20 protein-coding genes are annotated in these 20,822 nt (G+C 73.8%); 7 read left to right on the top strand and 13 right to left on the bottom strand.

The genetic code is table 11. The annotated features are described in order from the left end of the window. Positions 1-114: 114 nt before the first annotated feature. Positions 115-789 carry a hypothetical protein gene (locus tag UK12_RS01505; RefSeq protein WP_045298594.1) on the top strand — a complete coding sequence of 225 codons (675 nt, stop codon included), beginning with the start codon at positions 115-117 and terminating at the stop codon, positions 787-789. A 91-nt stretch (positions 790-880) separates the two neighbouring features. Here the strand turns inward: UK12_RS01505 and UK12_RS01510 are convergent, their stop codons facing one another. The 4 genes from UK12_RS01510 to UK12_RS01525 form a co-directional block, all read right to left on the bottom strand. Beyond that, complete coding sequence (locus UK12_RS01510) at positions 881-2,041, bottom strand: Mrp/NBP35 family ATP-binding protein (RefSeq protein ID WP_045298595.1); 1,161 nt, start codon at positions 2,039-2,041, stop codon at positions 881-883. Positions 2,042-2,097: 56 nt separating this feature from the next. Then, positions 2,098-2,646 carry a DUF1003 domain-containing protein gene (locus UK12_RS01515; protein ID WP_052681385.1) on the bottom strand — a complete coding sequence of 183 codons (549 nt, stop codon included), beginning with the start codon at positions 2,644-2,646 and terminating at the stop codon, positions 2,098-2,100. A gap of 76 nt (positions 2,647-2,722) precedes the next feature. Continuing rightward, complete coding sequence (locus UK12_RS01520) at positions 2,723-4,021, bottom strand: magnesium transporter MgtE N-terminal domain-containing protein (RefSeq protein ID WP_045298599.1); 1,299 nt, start codon at positions 4,019-4,021, stop codon at positions 2,723-2,725. Between the two features lie 245 nt (positions 4,022-4,266). Next, the gene (locus tag UK12_RS01525) at positions 4,267-4,803 is read right to left on the bottom strand and encodes a hypothetical protein (protein ID WP_045298601.1); all 537 of its coding nucleotides are present in this window, start codon (positions 4,801-4,803) and stop codon (positions 4,267-4,269) included. Positions 4,804-4,926: 123 nt separating this feature from the next. On the opposite strand from UK12_RS01525, the gene UK12_RS01530 reads away from it, so the two are divergent. Then, on the top strand, positions 4,927-5,868 hold the full coding sequence (locus UK12_RS01530; protein ID WP_156178483.1) for a DMT family transporter: 942 nt from the start codon (positions 4,927-4,929) through the stop codon (positions 5,866-5,868). A 35-nt stretch (positions 5,869-5,903) separates the two neighbouring features. Here the strand turns inward: UK12_RS01530 and corA are convergent, their stop codons facing one another. Then, positions 5,904-7,028, bottom strand: coding sequence for a magnesium/cobalt transporter CorA (gene corA / locus UK12_RS01535; protein WP_045298603.1), 1,125 nt, complete (start codon positions 7,026-7,028; stop codon positions 5,904-5,906). Between the two features lie 406 nt (positions 7,029-7,434). Between corA and UK12_RS01540 the strand changes: the two genes are divergently transcribed. Continuing rightward, a complete protein-coding gene (locus tag UK12_RS01540) occupies positions 7,435-8,085 on the top strand; it encodes a suppressor of fused domain protein (protein WP_082119218.1) in 651 nt (216 codons plus the stop codon). Positions 8,086-8,126: 41 nt separating this feature from the next. Here the strand turns inward: UK12_RS01540 and UK12_RS01545 are convergent, their stop codons facing one another. The 5 genes from UK12_RS01545 to UK12_RS01560 all read right to left on the bottom strand — a co-directional run bounded on the left by UK12_RS01545 (position 8,127) and on the right by UK12_RS01560 (position 13,258). Then, positions 8,127-8,975, bottom strand: coding sequence for a PHP domain-containing protein (locus UK12_RS01545; RefSeq protein WP_045298605.1), 849 nt, complete (start codon positions 8,973-8,975; stop codon positions 8,127-8,129). A 119-nt stretch (positions 8,976-9,094) separates the two neighbouring features. Next, entirely contained in the window at positions 9,095-9,733 is a 639-nt protein-coding gene (locus tag UK12_RS01550) for a DUF6758 family protein (protein WP_045298607.1), read from the bottom strand. 279 nt (positions 9,734-10,012) lie between these two features. Beyond that, positions 10,013-10,159, bottom strand: coding sequence for a hypothetical protein (locus tag UK12_RS40820; RefSeq protein WP_197084458.1), 147 nt, complete (start codon positions 10,157-10,159; stop codon positions 10,013-10,015). A 334-nt stretch (positions 10,160-10,493) separates the two neighbouring features. Further along, positions 10,494-11,363 (bottom strand): alpha/beta fold hydrolase, encoded by an 870-nt coding sequence (locus UK12_RS01555; RefSeq protein ID WP_045298608.1) that lies wholly within the window; start codon positions 11,361-11,363, stop codon positions 10,494-10,496. A 221-nt stretch (positions 11,364-11,584) separates the two neighbouring features. Further along, positions 11,585-13,258 (bottom strand): DEAD/DEAH box helicase, encoded by a 1,674-nt coding sequence (locus UK12_RS01560; RefSeq protein ID WP_045298610.1) that lies wholly within the window; start codon positions 13,256-13,258, stop codon positions 11,585-11,587. A 760-nt stretch (positions 13,259-14,018) separates the two neighbouring features. On the opposite strand from UK12_RS01560, the gene UK12_RS01565 reads away from it, so the two are divergent. Further along, a complete protein-coding gene (locus UK12_RS01565) occupies positions 14,019-14,747 on the top strand; it encodes a ferritin-like fold-containing protein (RefSeq protein ID WP_045298612.1) in 729 nt (242 codons plus the stop codon). A 65-nt stretch (positions 14,748-14,812) separates the two neighbouring features. On the opposite strand, the gene UK12_RS01570 is transcribed toward UK12_RS01565, so the two are convergent. The 3 genes from UK12_RS01570 to UK12_RS01580 form a co-directional block, all read right to left on the bottom strand. Next, positions 14,813-15,088, bottom strand: a complete 276-nt coding sequence (locus tag UK12_RS01570) for a hypothetical protein (RefSeq protein WP_045298614.1) — start codon at positions 15,086-15,088, stop codon at positions 14,813-14,815. A gap of 171 nt (positions 15,089-15,259) precedes the next feature. Next, positions 15,260-15,520, bottom strand: coding sequence for a DUF3107 domain-containing protein (locus tag UK12_RS01575; RefSeq protein WP_082119220.1), 261 nt, complete (start codon positions 15,518-15,520; stop codon positions 15,260-15,262). Positions 15,521-15,626: 106 nt separating this feature from the next. Then, positions 15,627-16,283, bottom strand: coding sequence for a TetR/AcrR family transcriptional regulator (locus tag UK12_RS01580; RefSeq protein WP_045298616.1), 657 nt, complete (start codon positions 16,281-16,283; stop codon positions 15,627-15,629). Between the two features lie 254 nt (positions 16,284-16,537). Between UK12_RS01580 and UK12_RS01585 the strand changes: the two genes are divergently transcribed. The 3 genes from UK12_RS01585 (at position 16,538) to UK12_RS01595 (ending at position 20,766) form a co-directional block, all read left to right on the top strand. Then, positions 16,538-17,479, top strand: coding sequence for an alpha/beta hydrolase (locus UK12_RS01585; protein WP_082119221.1), 942 nt, complete (start codon positions 16,538-16,540; stop codon positions 17,477-17,479). Between the two features lie 348 nt (positions 17,480-17,827). Then, positions 17,828-19,582 (top strand): DUF3492 domain-containing protein, encoded by a 1,755-nt coding sequence (locus UK12_RS01590; RefSeq protein WP_052681344.1) that lies wholly within the window; start codon positions 17,828-17,830, stop codon positions 19,580-19,582. After that, entirely contained in the window at positions 19,582-20,766 is a 1,185-nt protein-coding gene (locus UK12_RS01595) for a hypothetical protein (RefSeq protein ID WP_156178484.1), read from the top strand. The genes UK12_RS01590 and UK12_RS01595 overlap by 1 nt, the downstream gene beginning before the upstream one ends. Positions 20,767-20,822 lie beyond the last annotated feature (56 nt).

Genomic DNA, 20,822 nt, shown 5'->3' on the forward strand with positions numbered 1-20,822 from the left:
CCGCTGTGCCGTGGCTCACGGCCCTTTTGGTACCGAGTTGCCGGGCGGAGGGGCCGCCGTAGGCCACACTGGAGCGCGCTACGGCACGGAACGGTGCAGCGAGGAGGCCCGGGGATGGATGCGACGAGTCAAGCGGTGGGAACGGCCGAGGCCGTGGTCGGTGCACAGGCCGGCCCGGCGGTCCCGGCCGACCCGCTGGCGCCGTACCTGGCGGCGGACTTCCCCTGGTACGGACTGGACGACGGCTGGACCGGCCGCCGCTGGCTGATGCAGGCCGGCAGCGGCGGTGTACGGGCAGGTCAGCGCGGTGCCATCGACTACGGCACGCTCGGCCACGGCGAGGAGCCGGTCCGGGCGTACGAGCCGAAGGACCTCCGGCGGTTCGCCGTGGTGGTCACGGTGGCCCGCCGGGACGTCCGCCGCAGTGCCGACAACACCGGCATGCTGGAGGCCACCTCCGCCGCCTCCGCCGCCTGGCTGGCCGGCTCGGGCCTGCTCGCCAACAGCTGGCCGGGCCAGTTGGACCGGGCGCTGCGCCAGGACTGGCTGGACCAGCAGACCGCGCTGGCCTGGGACCTGGCGGACGACCTGGAGGGCTCCGGCTGGAGCTCGCTCACCCTGCCGGTGAACGGTCTGCCACACTCCTTCCGCTACCGCGAGTCCGAGTACGGCTGGGTGCTGGCCGGGGAGGCCCCGGGCGTCCTGCTCGGCGCGTACGGACGCGGGGTGAGCGCCTACGGGGTGGGCTTCTCCACCGCCCCCGACCTGACGGCGTACACCCGGAGCTGACGGAGTACGGAGAACCGCCGCACGCTTCAATACCGAAGGGGCGCCCACCGAACGGCGGGCGCCCCTTGGCGTGTGCGAGGTGCGGGCGGGCTCAGAACTTGTTCCTGGGCGTGAGCCCCAGCGAGAGGCCGGAGAGGCCGCGCTGGCGGCCGCCCAGCTTGCCCGCGACGGCACGCAGCGCGGCACCGGCGGGGGAGTCGGGCGCGGCGAGCACGACCGGGCGGCCGTCGTCGCCGCCCTCGCGCAGCCGGACGTCGATCGGGATCGAGCCGAGCACCGGGACGGTCGCGCCGACCGAGCGGGTGAGCGCGTCGGCGACGGTCTGACCGCCGCCCGTGCCGAAGACGTCGATCATCTCGTCGCAGTGCGGGCAGGGCATGCCCGACATGTTCTCGATCACGCCGACGATCTTCTGGTGGGTCTGCAGCGCGATCGTCCCGGCCCGCTCGGCCACCTCGGCGGCGGCCATCTGCGGGGTGGTGACGATCAGGATCTCGGCGTTCGGGACCAGCTGGGCGACCGAGATGGCGATGTCGCCGGTGCCGGGCGGCAGGTCGAGCAGCAGCACGTCCAGGTCGCCCCAGTACACGTCGGCGAGGAACTGCTGGAGCGCGCGGTGCAGCATCGGGCCGCGCCAGACCACCGGGGCGTTGCCCGGGGTGAACATGCCGATCGAGATGACCTTCACGCCGTTCGCCGACGGCGGCATGATCATGTCCTGGACCTGGGTCGGGCGGCCCTCGACGCCCAGCATCCGGGGCACGCTGTGGCCGTAGATGTCGGCGTCCACCACGGCGACCTTGAGCCCGTCGGCGGCCATCGCGGCGGCCAGGTTGACGGTGACCGAGGACTTGCCGACGCCGCCCTTGCCGGAGGCGACCGCGTACACCCGGGTCAGCGTGCCCGGCTTGGCGAACGGGATCTCCCGCTCGGGGGCACCGCCGCGCAGCAGGTGGGAGAGCTCCTTGCGCTGCTCGTCGCTCATCACGTCGAGCTCGACCTCGACACCGGACACACCCGGCACCCTGGTGACCGCGTCGGTCACCCGGTTGACGATGGTCTCGCGCATCGGGCAGCCGGAGACGGTCAGGTAGACCGCGACCCGGACGGCGCCGCCCTCGGCGATCTCGACCGATTTCACCATGCCGATCTCGGTGATCGGGCGGTTGATCTCCGGGTCGTGGACGGTCGCCAGGGCCTTGCGTACGGACTCCTCCGTCACGCCGGGGGCAACCTCTGTCTCGTTGGCCATGCCTTGATGGTACGGCGAACGTCGAAGTAGTTGACGCCCCAGTAGCGTGCTGCCGATCACAGCACCTCGGAGGACTCCCGCTGACCGTCCAGTTCCTTGAGCAGCGACTGGAGTTCGGAGCGGATGAAGTCGCGGGTGGCGACCTCGCCGAGACCCTGCCGGAGCGCGGCGACCTCACGGGTCAGGTACTCGGTGTCGGCGATGTTCCGGTCGCTGCGGGCCCGGTCCTGCTCCATGTTGACCCGGTCGCGGTCGTCCTGGCGGTTCTGCGCCAGCAGGATCAGCGGCGCCGCGTACGAGGCCTGGAGCGAGAGCACCAGGGTCAGGAAGATGAACGGGTACTCGTCGAAGCGGACGTTCGGCGGCAGCATGGTGTTCCAGACGACCCAGGCGATGATCACCACCGTCATCCAGACGATGAACCGCCCGGTGCCCAGGAACCGCGCGATCCGCTCGGAGAGCTTGCCGAAGGCCTCCGGGTCGTAGCTGGGCAGCGTGATCAGACCGGGACGGCCGGTGCGCGGCTGGTCGAGCCGGGTACGGGCGGCGCCGCCGCCCGTGCTCTCGGGCCTGGAGGAGCGCTGGCTGCCCTCCCTGGCGCGCAGTTCGCGCAGCTGGCGCAGTTCCCGCAACTCGCCCTGGAGGCGCTGGCTGGGGCCCTCGTCCCGCCTGCCCTTGCGGTCAGCGTCCACCGGCGGCCTCGCTCTCGTGCTCGTGGTCCACAGCCTCGCCGCCGTGCAGGGCCGCCTCGCGCCAGTCGTCCGGCAGCAGGTGGTCCAGCACGTCGTCGACGGTGACCGCACCCAGCAGGTGGTCGGCCTCGTCGACCACCGGAGCGGCCACCAGGTTGTAGGCGGCGAGGTAACTGGTGATCAGCGGCAGCGGGGTGTCCGGCGGCAGCGGGTCGAGGTCGTCGTCCACGATCGAGCCGACCAGGATGTACGGGGGCTCGCGCAGCAGCCGCTGGAAGTGCACCGTCCCCAGGTACTTGCCGGTCGGGGTCTCGGTCGGCGGGCGGCAGACGTACACCTGGGCGGCCAGCGCGGGCTTGTTGTCCGAGATCCGGACCCGGGCCAGTGCCTCGGCCACCGTGGCGTCCGGCTCCAGCACGATCGGCTCGGTGGTCATCAGACCGCCGGCGGTGTCCTCCTCGTAGGAGAGCAGCCGGCGCACCGAGGCGGCGTCCTCCGGCTCCATCAGGCGCAGCAGCCGCTCGGCGTCCTCCTCGGGGAGGTCGGAGAGCAGGTCGGCCGCGTCGTCCGGGTCCATCGCCTCCAGGACGTCGGCGGCGCGCTCCTCCTTGAGCTTGCCGATGATCTCGACCTGGTCGTCCTCGGGCAGCTCCTCCAGGACGTCGGCCAGCCGGTCGTCGTCCAGCGCGGCGGCCACCTCGGCGCGGCGCTTGGCGGAGAGGTGGTGCATCACGTTGGCCAGGTCGGCCGGACGCAGCTGCTCGAAGGTGGCCAGCAGGTTGGCCGCGCCCTGCCCCTCCTCGGTGAGCGAGAAGCCGGTCACCGCCGACCAGTCCAGGGTGAGCGTCTCGCCCTTGGCCTTGCGCAGCCGGGTCATCTTGCCGGTCTGCACGAAGACCTTGCTGATCTCCCACTCGCGCACCCGGGTCTGCACCATCGCGACGTCGAGCACGGTGACCGGCTCATGGGTCTTGGTCCGGGTCACCGTACGGTCCAGCAGTTCGGCGAGGACCAGGGTCTCGGACGGGCGCTGCTCGAACCGCCGCATGTTGATCACTCCGGTGGTCAGCACCTGGCCGGACTCCAGGCTGGTCACCCTGGTCATCGGCAGGAAGATCCGGCGCCGGCCGATCACCTCGACCACCAGCCCCAGCACCCGGGGCGGACGGCCGCCGATCCGCAGCGACACCACCACGTCGCGGACCCGGCCGACCTGGTCACCGTTCGGGTCGAAGACCGCGATCCCGGAAAGGTGCGAGATGAAGACCCGGCTGCCTGGCCCTGCCATGGACTCCCTCTCTCTTCGGCTGCGCGGAGCGGCGCACGTGGCGCGCTGCTCCGCGCATAGGCTACCGGTGCCGCCACCCGGTGGCCCGCCGACCGGCATGGGCCCCTGGCGGCCGCCCGCGGGGCCGTTCGGGGGCACGGCGAACCGCGAGCGGAACCCGGTACCTGTGTCGTGTACGAGCTACCCGATCGGCCGGCACCTCCCCGCACCGGGCCGCCCGGGCCGTCCCGGTGCGCCCGAGCGGCTCAGCCCTTGCGGCGCTTGAGCAGCAGCTTCGGCAGCCCGGCGGGGATCGGCTTGCGGGTGGTCGCGGGCGACGGCATCGGGGCCGCGGCCTGCGAGCCCTCCGGCATCGATCCCGGCTGCTCGGTGAGCGGCCCGGACGGCTCCAGCCGGAGCACCCGGCATTCGCGGGCCCAGCGCTCGCCGATCGCGTCGGTGTCGGGCGCGTTCAGTCGCTTGCCCTTGAGCTCCTCGACCGCGCCCGTCCAGGCCTCGCCCCCCGGCGCCAGCTCGCCGACCCGGGCGGTCCAGCCGACCAGCCGCCCCCACTTGTCCTTGCTGCGCACCGTCACGGCGGCGGTGGACCCGTCGGTGAGGCCGTGCAGCGGCTGTTCGGCGCCGTCGCCGACCACCACCACCGCACCGTCGTACCAGGCGTGCCAGAGCGCCCGGCTGTGCTGCTGCCCCTCGGCCTGTACCCAGAGCAGGCCGGACTTCTTCGCGGCCTCCTCCAGCAGCGCACGGTCGAGGAAGGCGTCGGCGGTGGTCGTAGGCTCCATGCCGCACAGCGTACGACCTGGGTGTCCGTGGGGTGTCTCACCGGCCAGAACGACAGTTACGTCAGCCGGGTAGAGGCCTTACCGTGGGACCGATTCGTCCGCCTTCGTTCGCCGAGGAGAGCTGTGCCCGCCGCCAGGCCCGACACCGCCGTGTCCACCGCCGCCCCGAGCCCCGGCGCCGCTGCTCCGCACCCGCTGCCGAAGCTGGACCTGGTCCTGCTCGCGGTCTCCATCGGCGGGATCTCGCTCTCCGCCCCGCTGATCAGCGCCACCGCCGCCCCCGCGCTGGCGATCGCCCTCTGGCGCAACGCCATGTCGGTCGGCGTGCTCGGCCCGTACGCGCTGCTGCGGCACCGCGCCGAGCTGCGCGGGATCGGCCGGCGGCCGCTGCTGCTGGCGATGGCGGCGGGTGTGCTGCTCGCGGCGCACTTCGCGCTCTGGATGCCCAGCCTGCGGATGACCTCGGTGGCCTCGTCGACCGCGCTGGTCACCACCACCCCGCTCTGGACGATCCTGCTGCTGCGGCTGGCCGGCCGCCGGGCGCCGAGGCTGGTCTGGCTCGGCATGGCGGTGGCGTTCGCCGGGGTGCTGGTGCTGACCGGCGTGGACCTGTCGCTCTCGCCGCGGGCCCTGCTCGGCGACGCGCTGGCGCTCGGCGCCGGGCTGGCCGCCGCGGGGTACGTCCTGCTGGGCGCCGAGGTCCGGCGGACCGTCAGCACCACGGCGTACACGCTGGTCTGCTACGCGACCACCTCGGTCGTCCTGCTCGGCGTCTGCCTGGCGGCCGGTGTCCCGCTGGCCGGCTGGCCGGCCGGGGTGTGGTGGCAGATCGCCCTGCTGATGGTGGCCGCACAGCTGCTCGGCCACTCGCTGAGCAACCGGGTGGTCCGCTCCCTGGGCCCGTCGGTCACCTCGACGGCGATCCTGCTGGAGACCCCGGGTGCGGCCCTGATCGCGGCCCTGTGGCTGGGGCAGTGGCCGCCGGTGGCCGCGTACCCGGCCGTGGCCCTGATCCTGCTCGGCCTGGTCCTGGTGGTCCGCGGCGGCCGCGGCACCCCCGGGTGAGCCGTGACCTTAGACAGCCGCGCCCGGGACGGGCGCTACAGCCAGCCGTTGCGGCGGAAGCCCCGGTACATGCCGATGCAGATGAGCACGATGCCGCCGAGCACCACCGGGTATCCGTACGGGCTCTTCAGCTCGGGCATGTAGTCGAAGTTCATCCCGTAGACGCCGGTGATCATGGTGGGCACGGCGAAGATCGCCGCCCAGGCGGTGATCTTGCGCATGTCCTCGTTCTGCGCCACCGAGACCTGCGCCAGGTTGGCCTGGAGCAGCGAGTTGAGCAGCTCGTCGAAGCCGTGCACCTGCTCGGTGACCCGGGCCAGGTGGTCGGCGACGTCCCGGAAGTACTTCTGGATGTTCGGGTCCACCAGCCGCTGCACCGGCTCGGAGAGCTGCTGCATCGGCCGCAGCAGCGGCGTCACCGCGCGCTTGAACTCCAGCACCTCGCGCTTGAGCTGGTACACCCGGCCGACGTCGCCGCCCCGGCCGCCCTTGTTGGCGAAGACCTCGTACTCGATCTCGTCGACGTCGTTCTGCAACCGGTCGGCGACCAGCAGGTAGTTGTCCACCACCTGGTCGGCGATCGCGTGCAGCACGGCGGACGGCCCCCGCCCGAGCAGGCCCGCGCCGTCCTGGTCGGCCTCCAGCCGGTGGCGCAGGTCGGTCAGCGAGCTGTGCCCGCCGTGCCGGACGGTGATCACGAAGTCCGGGCCGACGAAGACCATCAGCTCACCGGTCTCGACCACCTCGCTGGTCGGCGTCAGCTGGTCGTGCTCGACGTAGCGGATGGTCTTGAAGACGGCGAACAGCACGTCGTCGTAGCGCTCGACCTTGGGCCGCTGGTGGGCGTGCACCGCGTCCTCGACGGCCAGCGGGTGCAGCCCGAAGCGCTGCGCGATGCCCTCGAACTCGGCCTCGGTGGGCTCGTGCAGCCCGATCCAGCTGAACGATCCTGCATCCGTCTCCCGGGCCTGCCTGACCCGCTGCACGGCCTCGCGCGGGCTGCAGCTCCCGCCGTGCCGCTTGCCGTCCCGGTAGACCGCGCAGTCCACCACGGCCGAGACGACGTCCCCGACGTGCAGAGCGTCGAACCCGTCGGCGTCGGCGTCGACGCGGCGTCGGTGCGGGCGGACGGCGGCGCGCAGGTTGTTGATCATCGACATGGCAGGCTCCTCGGGCAGGAACCGTCGCACGGCAGGCGGTGGGGCGCTGGGTGGGACGGCGGAAGAAACACCAGGTGATTCCGGGCCTGCGACCGGTCCAGCTGCCTTGCTGGGGCACGGTGAGGACTGCGCGGGCTCCGGGGAAGGTGCTCGCCGGGCCGAAGGTGACGGCGCCTCAACTGCCGGATCGGGAAAGGATCAACGGCACGTACGGTGAAGGCGACGCGGCGGCCGGGCAGAGCTGCCGGTACTGCATGGTCGGCTGGTATCCACCGCAACCACCTCCTTCATGCCGCTGCCCCGGAGAGAGGATCCCCAGTGGCCAGCTGCCCACACTAACAGTTGACGGCCGGCCAACGCCGGGGGGTCGGCGCCAGGCCCCGCGGCCGAGGGTTAAGGTCTGGCCATGGCGCACGACTTCCCGCTCTTCGGCGACCCCACCGACCCTTCGGGCAACGGCTCCGACGAGCTCTCCCGCGAGGCGGTACTGGCGGCCGTCGAGGCCCGTCTACTGGCAACTTTCGGCGAATCCAGTGGCCGGGCGGCCGTCACCTTCCTCGGTGCGGACCGGATCGAGGTCCTGCGTTTCGGCCCCGACGCGGACGGACTGGTGAGGTACGTCACGCTCGGTATGTCAGCTGCGCCGATGGCCGACCCGACCTCGGTGGTCGCCGATCCGGTGCGCGGGCCCCGGGTCGAGTTGGTGCTCACCGTCCGCGGGGGGCGCGACGACGTGCTCCGCACGCTGGCCACCTTCGCCGCCACGCCGCAGGTCGAGGGCCTGGTGCTGGCCCCGGGCGGCTCGCTGGACCTCGGCTCCCCGCTCTGGGAGGGCGCCCCCTTCACCTCCGTCCTCGCCGCCGAGTCCGGTGGCCTGGTCCCGGACCTCGAACTCGCCGACCCGGCCGAGCCCGTGCGCTTCCTGCCGCTGCTGCCGATGACGCCCAACGAGGCCGCGTTCAAGCGCGTCCAGGGCGCCGAAGCACTCCAGGAGCACTGGCTGCGGCACGGCACCGACCTGCGCGATCCCCAGCGCCGGGGCGTACCGCTCGACTGAGCCGCCGTCAGCCGGCGGGGGCGCGTAGGGCCGGAGGGGCGTCAGCCGGTGATCGGGCGGGCCCCGGTCGCCTGGGCCACCAGCGCCTCGTACACGCCGGGGTCGGTGGTGTACTCGCCGAGGCGGACGGTCTTGCGACCGCCGTGGTAGTCGCTGGAGCCGGTGGTCAGCAGGCCGAGCTCGGCGGCCAGGCCGCGCAGGTGCTCGCGGGTCTCCTCGTCGTGGTCCAGGTGGTCCACCTCCAGCGCGGCCAGCCCGGCCGCCGCCAGATCGGCGATCACCTGGTCGGAGACCGTGCGGCCGCGCTTGACCGCCCCGGGGTGCGCGAACACCGGCACCCCGCCGGCCGCCCTGACCAGCCGGACGGCCGTCACCGGGTCCGTCTCGTGCTTGCGGACGTCCGCCCGGCCGCCGTTGGCCAGCCACTCCTGGGTGAAGGCGTCCGACACGGTCGCCACGACGCCCGCCTCGACCAGCGCGCTGGCGATGTGCGGACGGCCCACCGACCCCGTGCCCGCGATCCGCTCCACCTGCTCCCAGCTGATCGGCGCGCCCAGCTCCCGGCAGCGCTCCACGATCGCCCGCCCGCGCCGGAACCGGTCGGTGCGGACCAGCTCGCGCTCGGCGGCGAACTCCGGCTCGGCCGGGTCGAAGAGGTACGCGAGCAGATGCATGCTGATGCCGTCCACCTGGCAGGACAGTTCGGCGCCCGGGACCAGGGTCAGCCCGGTGCCCCGGACGGCGGCCGCCGCCTCGGCGTGCCCGGCCACCGTGTCGTGGTCGGTCAGCGCGACCACGTCGAGCCCGGCGGCCACTGCTGCGGCGATCAGCTCGGCGGGGGAGTCGGTGCCGTCGGAGGCGTTGCTGTGGGCGTGCAGGTCGATGAGCACGGTCTTCGGCACTCCAGGAAGCGGGCGGGCAGGTGCGCCCCAGGATAGTCAGCAGCCGTTGACGGCCGACGGCGTTCCGGACGGCCTGGCCGTGCCCGGATGCCTTCCCGTCCGCCCGCTCAGCCGAGCAGGCGCGGGGAGAGTGCCCCGCAGGGCAGCAGTTCGAGCTCCGCGCCCGCGTCCCGCAGATCGGTGAGCACCAGCTCGTCGTACATCATCAGCGCCGACGTCTCGGGCCAGACGATCGCCCAGAGCCACAGCCCGCGCGCCTCGCCGACGAAGACGGCCCGGTCGGCGGGGGCGTCCGGTACGTGGAACATCGGGGTCGGGCGGCCGGCGGCGAGCAGCTTGGCGTCGGCGGGCTTGTAGAGCGACACCGAGTCGCCCGGGTCCGGCCCCGGCAGGCCCGCGTACCTGGCGCCGAGGCCGACTCCCAGCTCCTCGGCCACCAGGACCAGCTCGCCGAAACCGCCCAGCGGCGCCGGCCCCGAGCAGGCCACCGCGGTGGCCCGGGCGCCCGAGACGTCGTCCCCGGCGTGGGCGATGCCGGTGAACAGCCAGCCGACCGGGAGCGGCCAGGGCAGCCAGACCGGGACCTGCGAGCGGGCCACCGCCACGCTCAGCGCTTCCACACTCGGGGGCAGCACCGGCTGCATCGGATGTACGGCGCCGTGCTGGTCGCACTGCCAGGTGTCGGAGAAGAGGCCGGGGGCGCGGACCCGACCGGCGCACCTCGGGCAGCTTGGCTCGCCCCTCATAGCGGACAACGCTCCTCCCTCCGGAGCGCCGCGTCAAGGACGATCACCCGTACGGAGTGCGCCACGTTGCTCCCCCGGGGTGACCGTGCAGGCAGCTGCCCCCGGGGTGGATGTCCGGTGGCGGGCGGCGGCAAACGTCCGCCCGGGGAACGGACGGGATCGGAACGCACTGACGCCCCGCCAACGACCCGGTCTCGGGTCGGAGGGTGACGGGGCGTCAGTTCGGTCTAGGAACGTCGGACGCGGCCTCGGCTTGGGCCTCGCTCGGTCCGGCGTAGGTCAGGCCGCCTTGCACGGACGGATGTAGAGGCGCTCCCCGGTGCGGGCGGCTGCCTCGACAAACTCGCGGACGGTGTCCGCGTCGGCGATCAGGCGGTCGGTGACGGCGCCCTGGGCGTCGTCCAGTCGGAGGATCTCGAAACGCATGGGCCTCTCCCTTCCCTGCCCCGCTGGCTTGGGGGCGATTCGGCTCGGTCGTCGTGCGTGTGCCGTTTCCGGCATGTGGTCCACGGTGTCGTGGCACTGCTTCCGGACGGTTGCCCGTCCGTAAAGTCCTGGTTTCGGCGAACTGTCGCCATCGAGGTCAACGGGTCGGCAGGGCGCGATGATTCCCGGACAGAATCAAATATTACCCGAGCTAACGAAAATTGTCGCGCGGGTTTCCCAGCCCCAGCGAGCTCGGGCGGACGATGTCAGGTCGGGGCGTGCGGAGTGTTCGGGCGGACGACGGGAGCGGGCGCGGGCGGTGCGGCTGCGGGGTTCAGCCCGCCCAGAACTCGGTGAGTGCGGCGGCCGTCCTGCCCGGCTGCTCGGCGTTGGGGGAGTGTCCGGCGCCGGGCACCACCATCCGGCGGGCGGCCAGCTGCTCCGCCATCCGGGACTGCTCCTCGACCGGCCAGGCGTAGTCCTGTTCCCCCGAGAGCACCAGCTTGGGCAGAGCGACGGCGGCCAGCTCCGCGACCCGGTCCGGGGCGGTGACCAGATGGCTGCCCACGGCGATCAGCGCCTGCGGGACGTTCGCCAGCCAGCGACGGTGCAGGAAGTCCGCGATCTCGGCACGCGGGGCCGGCACGCCCTTGCTCTCGTCCAGCTGGCGCATGACCTGCCAGATCGACTCCAGGTCCATCGTTGCCAGGGCGTCGACCAGCAGCTTGGTCCGGTCCGCCTCGCCCGGCGTGATGGCGCCGGGGCCGGTGGAGAGCAGCGTGAGCGAGTGCCACGGCAGCGCCGGGCCTTCGGCCGCCGCGGCGAGTACGGCCTGGCGGACCACCTGGCCGCCGAAGGAGTGCCCGAGCAGGTGCAGCGGCCCGCCGTCGGCGAGCTCCGCGGAGAGTGCGAGGACGTCGCGGGCCAGCTCGCCGATCGCGTAGGCGGCCGGATCGGCCGGGCCACCGCTCTCGTACTGTCCGTGCTGGTCCACCGCGAGGACCCGGTAGCCGGCTGCGGCGAGCGGCTCCAGCAGCGCGATGAAGTCCTCCTTGCTGCCGGTGAACCCCGGCACCAGCAGCGCCGTCCCGCGCACCACCCCACCCTCGGGCACCGCCTCCAGCGCGGCGAACCCGCCCCGAGCGGTCTCCACCCGCAGCGCCCGCGCACAGCCGGGAAGTGTCAGAAACGGCGGCGTGCTCATCGGCTCTACTCCTCGGTAGCCAGAACTCTTCCCCGAGCTTAGCCACCCAGGGGCCCCGGACGGGCGCGGGAAAGCACCCACGGCGCGGTGGGAGGTCCGACAGGGGTGCGTGGGACCGCGCGAGCGGGTTCTCGGTCGTCCGGCAGCCGTGCGACGTTCTGGCGGGGGAATGCCGACGGGCGGGCCGATCGACGACGATCGGCCCGCCCGTTCGGGGTGGCTCAGCTCTCCGGAGTGGCCTCGGGGGCTGCGGTGGAGCGGCGGGTGCGGGTACGGGTCCGGCTGCGACGCGCCTCACCGGCCTCCGCCTCGCCGCCCTCGCCCTTCGGCGCCGCAGCGCTCGCGGCGGCAGTCTCGGCGGGAGCCGTCACGGTCTCGGTGCCGGCCTCACCGTTCGCGGTGCTGCGCGGACGGCGACGGCGCCGGCGCGGAGCCTCGGCCTCGACCGAGCCCTCGCCCGCAGCAGCGTCCGAGACGACCGTGGCGACCACGGCCGGAGCGGCGGCCGCAGCCGCGGCACCGGTGTCGGCCGAGGTCTCGACGGCAACCTCCGCGCCTACGCCGCCACGGGTACGGCGGCGCTGCCGAGGCGTACGCGCCGGGCGCTCGGTCTCGGCGGTCTCGGCGATGGCCTCGGCGGCGGGCGCGGCGGCAGCGCCAGCGCGTCCGCCCCGTGCACGGCCGGAGCGCGAACCGCGTCCGCCGGTCTCGCCGAGGTCCTCGACCTCTTCGGCGCCGAGACCGGCCCTGGTCCGCTCGGCGCGCGGCAGCACACCGGTCGTCCCGGGGGTGATCTTCAGCAGCTCGTACAGGTGGGCGGAGGTGGAGTAGGTCTCCTCCGGCTCGTTGAACGGCAGGTCCAGCGCCTTGTTGATCAGCTGCCAGCGCGGGATGTCGTCCCAGTCGACCAGCGTGACGGCGGTGCCCGAAGCCCCGGCGCGGCCGGTGCGGCCGATCCGGTGCAGGTAGGTCTTCTCGTCCTCGGGGCACTGGTAGTTGATGACGTGGGTGACGCCCTCGACGTCGATGCCGCGGGCCGCGACGTCGGTGCAGACCAGGACGTCGACCTTGCCGTTGCGGAAGGCCCGCAGGGCCTGCTCGCGCGCGCCCTGGCCGAGGTCGCCGTGGACCGCGCCGGCCGCGAAGCCGCGCTTGGTCAGCTGCTCGGAGACGTCGGCGGCGGTCCGCTTGGTGCGGCAGAAGATCATCGCCAGGCCGCGGCCGTCGGCCTGCAGGATGCGCGAGACCATCTCGACCTTGTCGAGCGAGTGGGCACGGAAGATGTGCTGCTCGATGTTGGCCACGGTGGTGCCGGTGTCGTCCGGTGCGGCGGCCCGGATGTGGGTCGGCTGGCTCATGTAGCGGCGGGCGAGGCTGATCACCTGGCCCGGCATGGTGGCCGAGAAGAGCAGGGTCTGCCGCTTGGCGGGCAGCATGGTGATGATCTTCTCGACGTCCGGCAGGAAGCCCAGGTCGAGCATCTCGTCTGCCTCGTCGAGGACCAGCGAGCGGACCTTCGACAGGTCCAGCTTGCGCTGGCCAGCCAGGTCGAGCAGGCGGCCCGGGGTGCCGACCACGATGTCGACGCCCTTCCTGAGCGCCTCCACCTGCGGCTCGTAGGCCCGGCCGCCGTAGACCGCGAGGACGCGGACGTTGCGGACCTTGCCGGCCGTCTGCAGGTCGTTGGTGACCTGGGTGCAGAGCTCGCGGGTCGGAACGATGATCAGCGCCTGCGGGCTCTCGGAGAGCTGCTCCTCGGTGGCGCGGCCGGCGTCCACGTCGGCGCGGACGATGGCGCGCTCGATCAGCGGGAGGCCGAAACCGAGGGTCTTGCCGGTGCCGGTCTTGGCCTGGCCGATGACGTCGTGGCCGGTCAGCGCGACCGGCAGGGTCATCTCCTGGATGGGGAAGGGGTGGACGATGCCGACGGCCTCCAGGGCCTCGGCGGTCTCCGGGAGGATCCCCAGGTCCCGGAACGTGGTCTTGTCGGGTTCAACGGTGGTGGACAGGGTGCTGCCTCTTCCATGTGGTGGGGCCGAGAGCGAGAGGCGGGGCGGGCAGTCACACGGCTGCTCGCGGGCCTGCCAGGCCCTGCCACAGCTGCGGGACGCACAACCGCGCCTGCCCCTGCGGCCTGCCGACTTGAGCGGCCCGTAGGGCGGGCGCGTCGTCCGGCGGCGCGGGGGAGGGTTCCCGTGAGGGGCCAGGCGCGGGACCTTCGCCGTTCGGCGCGGTCCGCAACGGCCCTCGCTCGGCCACTGATGCGGTGCCAAGGCTTGAAGTCCAAGCCAAGGTCGGAGCCGATCGGCTCTCCGACCGGGCATCCGCGTACGTGAGCGCCCGGTGTCCGTACGGAGCACGTATGCGCGGCCCGCCGTGGGGTGGCCGGCCGCGCGAATACACCAAGCCTCGCCACCAACCATACAGTCCGGCGACGACTCGAACACGTGACGCGGCTAACGCGGGAGCCTCGGAGGCCGACGGTGTCCGACCTCGGGGCCCGGCCGGTCTAGGGTGGCGAGCCGTGACTCCGCCCCCGGGAGGGCCGGGTGCTTCCCGCTCGCCTGCGGACGCAGGCTCATGGCGGTCCAGCCCGGACCGCCGCGCTGTGGCAGAGTCCCAACTGTACAACGGGGCATCGAAAAGCGAGGACTGATGGAGACTCAGGAATCCGGCGGCGAGCGCCCGATCGGCTCGATCGGGGACTGGACGACCTGCGCGGCGGACCCGGGCTACCGGGCGGCCGTGCTCGACCTGCTCGGCGCGCTCGCGTACGGCGAGCTGAGCGCCTTCGAGCGGCTCGCCGAGGACGCCAAGTTCGCCCCCGGCCTGGCCGACAAGGCCGACCTGGCCAGGATGGCCTCCGCCGAGTTCCAGCACTACCAGCTGCTGCACGACCGGCTGGTGGAGGTCGGCGCGGACCCGACCGAGGTGATGGGCCCCTTCGTCGAGCCGCTGGAGTCCTTCCACCGGATGACGGCGCCCTCGGACTGGCTGGAGGGCCTGGTCAAGGCGTACGTCGGCGACTCGATCGCCACCGACTTCTACCGTGAGGTGGCGGTCCGGCTCGACGACGACACCCGTGACCTGGTGCTCCGGGTGATGGCGGACACCGGGTACGCGCAGTTCGCCGTGGACCGGGTGCGGCAGGCGATCGAGGCGGAGAGCCGGGTCGGCGGACGCCTGGCGCTCTGGGGCCGGCGGCTGATGGGCGAGGCGCTCAGCCAGGCGCAGCGCGTGGTCGCCGAGCGGGACGCGCTCTCCAACCTGCTGGTCGGCGGCGCCCAGGTGCAGGGCTTCGACCTGGTCGAGGTCGGCAAGATGTTCAACCGGATCACCGAGGCGCACACCCGGCGGATGGCCGCCCTGGGCCTGGCCTCCTGACCCTGCCGGGGACGCACCGGTGAACGGCGCGGGCGGCTGCCGCGGAGGCCGCCGCTCCCCGGCCCTCAGGCGTGCCGGTGCCGGCCGTGCCGGGCGGCGTGCTCGGGACGGGCGAGGACCGAGACCAGCAGCGCGGAGCCGACCGCCGAGATCGCCAGCGAGACGCCGGTCAGCTGGGCGGCGAGTGTGTAGCGGGAGATCCACCCGGCGAGCAGGGCCGCCACCACCGCGGTGCCGACGGTCAGGATGCGTGCTGCCGGGAAGTACTCGGGCAGCAGGACCACCGCGCCGGCCCCGACGGCCAGTCCGATGAGCACGAAGGCGAACGACTCGACGAGCACGGGCTGCCTCCCGGGGCCGATCGGGTGTGCGGCCGAACGGTCCGCACGGGTTCCGGTTCGGCCATACCCGGCTGCCGCCGGTGGTACGCGTGCCCGACGAAAACGGCGTTGCCCCGTCCCTCCCGAGGAGGAGCGGGGCAACGCCGTAGAGCCCATGACGCTGATGGCGCCTCAGACGGTGCCGAAGCCCACCTTGCGCGCGGCCGGCTCGCCGATCTCGACGTAGGCCAGGCGCTCGGCCGGGACGATGATGCGGCGGCCGTGCTCGTCGGTCAGCGAGAGGAGCTTCGAGGTGCCCTCCAGTGCCTTGGCGACCGCGTTCTCGACCTCATCGGCCGACTGCGAGATCTCGAGAACGATCTCGCGGGGTGCGTTCTGCACGCCGATCTTGACCTCCACGGCTTCCTTCCCTCCGGGGTTGCAGCCATCCATGCGCGGGCTCCTCGAACGCGTGTTCGCGGTGATCGCGCCGTACGGCTTCACCTTAGAGCACGGGCACCGGCGCAAGGAGAAGGTCCGGTGATCGCTCCGGTGATGCTCAGTCCGCGGCAGGGCCCTGACCCGGCTCGGCCGGGTGCATCGGGAAGCCCTTCAGACCGCGCCAGGCCAGGCTGGCGACCAGGCGGACGGCCTCGTCGCGGGGGATCTCCAGCCCCTGCGAGAGCCAGTAGCGGGCGGTGATCTGGGCCAGGCCGCAGACCCCGGCGGCGAGCAGCTTGGACTCCGCCTCCGGCAGGTCGGTGTCCTCCGCGATGACCTTGCTGACCAGCGTCGCGCTGGCGTCCGAGGCCCGCTCGACCCGCTCGCGCACGGCCGGCTCGTTCGTCAGGTCGGACTCGAAGACCAGCCGGAACGCGCCGGACTCGCTGGAGACGTAGTTGAAGTACGCCTCCATGGTCGCGGCCACCCGCTGCTTGTTGTCGGTGGTCGCGGAGAGCGCGTTGCGGGTGGCGTCCACCAGGGCCTCGCAGTGCTTGTCGAGCAGCGCGAGGTAGAGCTCCAGCTTCCCCGGAAAGTGCTGGTACAGCACCGGCTTGCTGACGCCGGCGCGGTCGGCGATGTCGTCCATGGCCGCGGCGTGGTAGCCCTGGGCGACGAACACCTCCTGTGCGGCACCGAGCAGTTGTTCGCGTCGGGCGCTTCGCGGCAGGCGGGCACCGCGTGGGCGCTCCTGCGCCTCCTGGATGGCCGTCACGGGCGCTCCTCACTTGACGGTCTGCGGCAGTGCGCCCACGGGATGGACGGCCTGCCGGGTATAGCTGGCAAGGTCACTGATTCTACTTTTGAGTAATGGGATCTGCGCCTGGTGCAGACGAGAAAAGCGCAGGAACGCCTTGTCGGGAGCCCACAATACGGCGCGGGGCCGCACTGTCCAGGGGGCGAGATCGAACAGTTCGGCGAGGCGGGGGGCCGGGGGCCGCGGAATCGGTCCCCCTACCATCGTCCTCCATGAGCGCTGAGCAGCAGGTCGGGTCCGAGATCGCGCCGGTCCGCACCGTCGCCGTGCCCGGGGCGGTCCTCGCGGTGAGCGGCCCCGTACCCGACAGCGCCGGGCTGCCGCCCGCGCTCTTCGTCCACGGCCTCGGCGGCTCCGGCGACAACTGGACCGAACTGATGGCGGCCCTCGCCGACCGGGTCTGCGGTGAGGCCCTGGACCTGCCGGGCTTCGGCCACTCGGCACCACCGCTGGACGGCAACCTGTCCGTCTCCGGCCACGTCCGGGCGGTGATCGGCTACCTGGAGGCCGCCGGGCGCGGTCCTGTGCACCTGTTCGGCAACTCGCTCGGGGGCGCGGTGGCCGTCCGGCTCGCCGCCCTCCGCCCCGACCTGGTGCGCACCCTCACCCTGATCTCGCCCGCCCTGCCCGAGCTGCCGCCGCAGCCCTCCGCCTGGCCGACCGGCCTGCTCGCCGTCCCGGGTGTGCCCGCGCTGCTCCGGCGCGGTCCGGTCGGCCGCCGCAGCCCCGAGGAGGCCACCGAGGGCTTCCTGGACCTGGTCTACGGCGACCTGGCCGCCGTCCCGGCCGAGCGCCGGGAGCGGGCGGTGCGCGAGTACCGGCGGCGGCTCGGCGTCCCGCACGCGATGCGGGCGATGGTCGGCTCGGCGCGTGGGATCGTCTCCGCCTACACCGAGCGCGGCGACCAGGCGCTGTGGCGGCAGGCCGCACAGGTGAAGGTGCCCGTGCTGCTGGTGTACGGGCTGAAGGACAAGCTGGTCTCGTACCGGTCGGCGCGGCGGGCCTGCGCCGCCTTCGCGGACGCGCGGCTGCTGGTGCTGCCGGAGTCCGGGCACGTCGCGATGATGGAGCACCCCGCGCAGGTGGCGCGGGCCGTCCGGGAGCTGCTCGCGGAGGTCCGACCGCGCTCCCCCGGCGCGTTCCGGGGGTGCTGAAACGTGGCGCACCGGTGGAGGTCACGCGCGTTCACTCGTTCAGGTGGCAACCGGGCGGGTGACCGAGGAGGGGCCGGGTTTCGTTCTACCTTCGTGGTGTCGGACCGAACAGGTGTGGGGGGAGTAGCAGCCGTCGGTGCCCCGCGGGGCGGCTGCCCGGGCCGCCGGGCGATCTCGCCGGGCCCGTAGCGGGTGCTGCCCTTCCCCGGGCGTCGCGGTTCCGCCGAGTGTCGGGCCGCCGAGTTCCGGGTCTCACGGCGCGCCGGGCTCGACCGGGCCCCGGTCCGGTCCGCCGTTGGTAGCCGTACCGGACCGCCCTGCCCCGATCGCCCAGCTCTGGAGGTTGTCATGCGCGTTGCTCTGCTCACCGAGGGCGCTACCGAGAGCGCCGGGCCGGACACGCGGCGTTCCGGGGACGGCTGGTGCGACCGGCTGATGGACGGACTGGCCGAGCACGAGTTCCGGCTCTACCTGCTGGCCCCGCCGGGGTGCGCGGTCGGGACCAGACCCGGCCGCCCGGCGGCGGTGCACGAGTTTCCGATGGGGGGCCGCCGCCCGCCGGGGCACGGCCCCGCGCTGCACCGGCGGCGCCAGTACGTCCGTGCGTACCGGGACTTGGTGCGGGCCCTGGTCCTGCCCGCCGAGCGCCGCTCGTTCGGGCCCGGCCTGTACCGGCTCGCCGAACTGGCCCGCGAGGACGGCGCACTGCCCGCGTTCCTCGCCTCCGGAGCCGCCCAGCGCACCCTGGAGGCGGTCTGGCGGTCGCCCGGCGCGGACACCGCGGCCGGACAGCCGCAGGTCGGCGATCTGCTGGTCGCCGGCGACCTGCTGGAACAGTGCCTGCGACCGCTCTCCGCGCCCTGGTACGGCACGGGGGCGGGCGAACTCGGCGGGGCCGACCTCTGCCATGTCGTCGGCGGCGGCCCGGCCGCGCTGCCCGCGCTGGTGGCCGGAGCGCTGCACGGTGTGCCGTTCGTGGTCACCGAGCACGGCCCGCAGCTGCGGGAGCAGTACCGCAGCGACCGGTACGCGCAGTACCGGTGGCCGGTCCGGGCGCTGCTGCTCGGCTTCTCCCGTCTGCTGGCTGAGGAAACGTACCGGCAGGCCGCCGTCCTCACCCCGGACAGCGAGTACGGCCGGCAGTGGCAGCAGCGCTGCGGCGCCGCGCCCGAGCGGATCCGGGTGGTGTACGAGGGCGCGGCGGCGGTCGACCGGGCGCCCGCCGGGCCCGAACCCGAGCTGCCGACGCTCCTGTGGGCGGGTGCCCTGGAGCCGGGGCACGACCCCGAACTGATGCTGCACGCCTTCGCCCGGGTCCGGGCTGACCTGCCCACGGCCCGGCTGCGGATGTACGGCGAGGAGGGCGGGCCCGGCCGGGCGGCGCACTGCCGGGTGGTCGCCGACCGGCTCGGGCTCGACGACGCGGTCTCCTTCGAGGACGGTCGGGGCGGGCCGGCCTGGGAGACGGGCGGTGTGCTGGTCCTGTCGGCACGCACGCAGAGCAGCCCCCGAATGCTGGTGGACGCGATGCTGAGCGGGCGGGCGGTGGTCACCACCGAGGTCGGGGTGGCCAGAGAGGTGGTCGGGCCGGCCGGGCTGCTGGTGCCCCCGCGCAGTCCGCAGGCGCTGGCCGGGGCCTGCCTCGCGCTGCTCGGCGACTCCGAGCGGCGGGTCAGGCTGGGCCGGGCCGGGCGGCGGCGGGCGCAGGAGCGGTTCGCGGTCGAGCCGGTGACGACGGCCTTCCGGGAGATCTACCTGGAGCTGGTGTCCGGTCGGCCCGCGTTCCCGGCCGCCGCCTCCGGCACCCGGGGCCGGCCGCACCGGGCCCAGCCCTTCGCCCGGCCCGCCGAGTACTGGGTCGCGGGCGGTACGGAGGCCGTGGGCGCGGCGGAGGACGTACCGGACGACTCGCCCGAGGCCGTCGGGCCGGTGGAGGGTACGGAGCGGGCCGGGGACGGCGGACCGCCGGGGCTCGGCGGGGGCCGCGCGGACGGCGGGGAGCGGGCTGCCGGCGCGGGTCGGCTGTTCGGGGAGACCCGGGCGGGTGGCGGCCGCACACCGGCGGGTCCGGCGGAGCCGGGAGCGCTGGCGGAGGCGGTCTGATGAGCCGTCCCGAGGAGTCGTTACCGCCGACGGCACAGGCACCAGCATGGGCGCGGGCGCGGGCCGAGGTGCCCGCGCCGCCCGGCGGCCAGGAGTGGGAGTACCCGTCCGTCCCGGTGCCGTCGGGAGACCCGGTACGGGAGTTGATGGAGCGCTACCGGGCGCTCTGCGAGCAGGCGGTCGACCCGCTGGACATCGCGGTCGGCCTGGAGGAGGCCGGGCTCGGCCGGATCGAGGCACGGCGGTACCGGCAGGCGGACGTCTTCGAGCTCGCCGACGAGCTGTACGCCAGGGTGCCGCGCCGACCCGTCGTCGCCGTACCCGCGCCACCGGGCTCGTCCTGGCGGAGCCGTACGGGGCGGGCGCTGGGCAGTGCCGTCCGGTACGGGCTGCCGTCCGCCGTCCCCGTCGCGCTGCGGGCGGCGGCTCCGGTGGTGGGCCTGCCCCTGCTGGCGCTGGCACTGGCGGCCCTGGGAGCCCGTCCGGTCGGCGCTGCGCTGCGGCGGTGGTCGGACTCCCGCCCCGGAGCCGGCGCACCCGACGCACGCGTCGCGAGCGGTGGGAGCGGCGGGAGTTCGGTGGCCGCCCGGCTCTGGTACGGCCTCGGGGCCGGGGTCCTGCTGGGCGTTCCGGTGCTGACCGCAGGACCGGTCGGGGCCGCGCTCGGCCTGGCGGCCGCGCTGGGCATGGGGTCGGTGGAGTGGTCGGCCGACTGGCTGCGGCACGCCGCCGGCCTGGGTCTCGGCTCGGCGGGGACGCTGTCCGCCTTCCGCGCCCGGATGCGGCCCGTGCTGCCGGTCGCGCTCGGCCTGCACCTGGCGCTGCTGGCGCTGTTCTCCTTCGCCGCGCTCGCCGTGCTGACCGCACTCGACCTCGGATCCGAGGCGGGTGCCGGGCTGTTGGCCGGTGCGGCGCACCGGGCGTCGGGGCTGCAGTGGGCGGCCCAGGCGGCGCTGGGACTGCTGCTGGTGCCCGCCGCCGCCCTGCTGCGCACCGGCCGGTCGCGGACGGCGGCCGTCGCCGTGCCGACGGCCGGACTGGGCTCCGCCGTGTTCACGGCGGTCCGGGCGCCGGAGACCGCTCAACTGCTCTGCTGCGGCACGGCGGCCGCGCTGCTGCTGCCGTACGCCTGGACCGTTCTCGGCCGTCCTGCTGCCTACCTGCCGGATGGGCCGCCGGCCTGAACCCATCCACCCGTATCCGCTCCGGCCCGCATCAACTCGTATCAAACCGTGCCAAG

The sequence above is a fragment of the Saccharothrix sp. ST-888 genome (assembly GCF_000955975.1).
Lineage (GTDB): Bacteria > Actinomycetota > Actinomycetes > Streptomycetales > Streptomycetaceae > Kitasatospora.

Bases quoted from the DNA above. Each gene is read 5' to 3' on its own strand.
- UK12_RS01505 (WP_045298594.1), top strand. From the start codon at position 115: ATGGATGCGACGAGTCAAGCGGTGGGAACGGCCGAGGCCGTGGTCGGT.
- UK12_RS01525 (WP_045298601.1), bottom strand. From the start codon at position 4,803: ATGGAGCCTACGACCACCGCCGACGCCTTCCTCGACCGTGCGCTGCTG.
- UK12_RS01510 (WP_045298595.1), bottom strand. From the start codon at position 2,041: ATGGCCAACGAGACAGAGGTTGCCCCCGGCGTGACGGAGGAGTCCGTA.
- UK12_RS01565 (WP_045298612.1), top strand. From the start codon at position 14,019: ATGGAGACTCAGGAATCCGGCGGCGAGCGCCCGATCGGCTCGATCGGG.
- UK12_RS40820 (WP_197084458.1), bottom strand. From the start codon at position 10,159: ATGCGTTTCGAGATCCTCCGACTGGACGACGCCCAGGGCGCCGTCACC.
- UK12_RS01590 (WP_052681344.1), top strand. From the start codon at position 17,828: ATGCGCGTTGCTCTGCTCACCGAGGGCGCTACCGAGAGCGCCGGGCCG.
- UK12_RS01550 (WP_045298607.1), bottom strand. From the start codon at position 9,733: ATGAGGGGCGAGCCAAGCTGCCCGAGGTGCGCCGGTCGGGTCCGCGCC.
- UK12_RS01585 (WP_082119221.1), top strand. From the start codon at position 16,538: ATGAGCGCTGAGCAGCAGGTCGGGTCCGAGATCGCGCCGGTCCGCACC.
- UK12_RS01555 (WP_045298608.1), bottom strand. From the start codon at position 11,363: ATGAGCACGCCGCCGTTTCTGACACTTCCCGGCTGTGCGCGGGCGCTG.
- UK12_RS01575 (WP_082119220.1), bottom strand. From the start codon at position 15,520: ATGGATGGCTGCAACCCCGGAGGGAAGGAAGCCGTGGAGGTCAAGATC.
- UK12_RS01595 (WP_156178484.1), top strand. From the start codon at position 19,582: ATGAGCCGTCCCGAGGAGTCGTTACCGCCGACGGCACAGGCACCAGCA.
- corA (WP_045298603.1), bottom strand. From the start codon at position 7,028: ATGTCGATGATCAACAACCTGCGCGCCGCCGTCCGCCCGCACCGACGC.
- UK12_RS01520 (WP_045298599.1), bottom strand. From the start codon at position 4,021: ATGGCAGGGCCAGGCAGCCGGGTCTTCATCTCGCACCTTTCCGGGATC.
- UK12_RS01560 (WP_045298610.1), bottom strand. From the start codon at position 13,258: ATGACCCTGCCGGTCGCGCTGACCGGCCACGACGTCATCGGCCAGGCC.
- UK12_RS01540 (WP_082119218.1), top strand. From the start codon at position 7,435: ATGGCGCACGACTTCCCGCTCTTCGGCGACCCCACCGACCCTTCGGGC.